Below are 2,455 nucleotides of genomic sequence, written 5' to 3'. Positions count from 1 at the left end.
CCAATACAACTCATCAAAAATTACATTTGATACCACTCCAAGTTCTGCGCCAAATAGCATCAATACCTGATTGACCTTATCCATCCGCAATGTTGGTTTTCCCTGTTCCATCTCACGAACAACCCTAAGTCCGACTCCCGCTTTGGATGCCAGGTCTTCCTGTGTGAGATTTAGTGATTTCCTTTTTTTCTTCAAATATTCTGACAACATATTTATACCCTTTCGGGTACAAATATAAGTAAAATTCATAAACTATACCCTATCGGGGCTATATCAGGTTTTTATTTATTGATTATACCCTATCGGGATTATTAAATATGATTATACTCGTTTTATACCCTATCGGGATTAGTGGCCAGTTTAGGGCTCGTAAGTTTCTAACCATTCTTTAATCATAAGCCTTTGATCATTTTAATAACCATTTTCAGACTTTCCCTCTTAGGAGCAACGGGTAGCCATTCATCCATCATTTGCGTATTAAACCTTTTCAATGCATCTTCATCTATTCGCAAATCATCTATGAGATAGGTACCCGCATTGCTTGCACTTCTTATGATCAATCCTGATGTACTGATAATCTTATCACATAAAGCTTTTTCGGGACATGCAATCATAGCGCTTTGCTCATTAGTGAGTTTAACTGTATTAATACCAAAGGCATAGTAGGGTAATGGCAAATGCACATAAGTAAATAAGCCTATCGGCGTATTAAACTCACGTGATGCTTTTGTCGTCATTGAGGCGTTTGCATAAACACGTTCGGGAATCAGTCCATGAAACGATAATGCTGTATCCATTGATACATAGCTGGGACCAAGCAGGTGGTTAGCGAGTAAAGCATTTTCAGGCCGTCCGGAATATGATTTAGGACCCGCAATATAAAAGCCTTTTTTGACCGAAGTTAAAACACCTGCTGATTTCAATGCATTGATCTTGTCATTAGGCCGCTTATAATCTTTTAACCATGACTTCAAAAGCTGATGCGTAATAGGTTGCCTTGAATAATTCGCTATGGTTTGATTAATATCCATAATTAAATGTAAAAAAATAATAGGATAATCGAAAAGCAATCGATTATCCTATTGAAAAAACACAATTTTTACAGATAAAACAGCTTTTGGGCAGGCAATACATTGTTTGTTATAGACAAGATAAAGGGCGAATAACCAATTATCTTAAATGATAACACATATAACTTTAGCATGTAACAGAATAAAGGCAAATTTCTTCAATTTTTGTAACAGAACAAGGGCAGATTTCCTGGCGACTATGAACTAAAAGCATTAAATCAACTTTTGCAAAAAATGCAACAGTTCGGAAAGATCGAATTGTTTAAATAATACAGGAATGGCCGGTAACTCCAACTCCTTTGAACAAAACACTCCTCATTCATCTAAGCAATCAGCATGTAGCCGGATAGATGTCAAGGGTTTACCAGCGCAAAGTCGCGTTTCATAGCAATTCACAATGTCAATAAAAGAGCAATATACTGCACTTTTTGCTTGGCTTCCTTGTAAAGTCTAAAATTTACCTTAAAAAGTGTAGTTTACTGCACTTTTTAAGGTAGCAATAGCATGTGACAAAGGAGCACATTGTGACTTTACGTTGAAAATTACTCGCTATCGCCAGTCTTGGTTTGAAACTTTTCTTAATCATAAATTGATTGAAAAGATTGTTGGATTATTTACTCGTTTTTATTAAATTTACTCTTGTAGTTCTTTCAAAATCAATCAATTAATATCAAAACATTCGGTTACCAAATCGGTTACCACGTGATGTATTAAAAAGATAACTCATTGATTACGTTCAAGATATTGGCATGGTTCGAGTCCCGTCCATTCCGCTAAAAGGGTGTCAAAACCCATCGAAAGCGCTTAAATCAATGATTTAGGCGCTTTTTTTATGCCATAAACGCCCATTTCATGGATCAAGGGGAATTGTTGTGGATCAAGCAGAATTGTTGTGGGGGAATAAAAAAGTATTTGATATGCGAATGATTTGGGAGTCATGTCAAGCCTGCTTAAGTCCCCCCTCCAAAAAAATTATATCATAATTATTTGATTTACAGTCTATTTAAATATTGAACATCTTGATTCTAAGTGATTAACTAATCAAAGTTGTTTGCTTTTAATTAATCTAAAATCACGCTTACTTACGAATATGTAACAATAATAATTTTTTTTGCAACCAATTGCTGGGATTATTCGTCTTTGATAAAAAGATACTTATGAAAATACTATCAGTCATTTTTATCACCACATTACCATTCGGCCTTTTCGGGCAAACAAAAAATAACCTGCCGGTCAATTCATACGAAAAACTAAGCTTTGAAAACGCTGATTTTTTAGTGAAGGATTATTATATCCCTCTTGACAGCAATATCAACAATAATAAAAGCGCAATGTACCTGTCAAAAAAAACTGGTATGAATGATGTTTTAAAAGCTGCAACCACA

General features: G+C 35.0%; 3 protein-coding genes. 1 reads left to right on the top strand and 2 read right to left on the bottom strand.

Going from position 1 to position 2,455, the window contains the following annotated elements:
- Window positions 1–249, bottom strand: a 249-nt coding sequence (locus tag AC1DPZ_RS25510; RefSeq protein ID WP_477408774.1) for a helix-turn-helix transcriptional regulator, incomplete at its 3' end; no start/stop codon positions are given.
- A 143-nt stretch (window positions 250–392) separates the two neighbouring features.
- The gene (locus tag AC1DPZ_RS25505) at window positions 393–1,031 is read right to left on the bottom strand and encodes a type IV toxin-antitoxin system AbiEi family antitoxin domain-containing protein (protein WP_477408772.1); all 639 of its coding nucleotides are present in this window, start codon (window positions 1,029–1,031) and stop codon (window positions 393–395) included.
- Window positions 1,032–2,227: 1,196 nt separating this feature from the next.
- Between AC1DPZ_RS25505 and AC1DPZ_RS25500 the strand changes: the two genes are divergently transcribed.
- Window positions 2,228–2,455, top strand: a 228-nt coding sequence (locus AC1DPZ_RS25500; RefSeq protein WP_477408770.1) for a hypothetical protein, incomplete at its 3' end; no start/stop codon positions are given.

The sequence above is a fragment of the Mucilaginibacter sp. P4_G9 genome, assembly GCF_056400985.1.
This window is presented reverse-complemented; position numbering and strand designations above follow the sequence as displayed.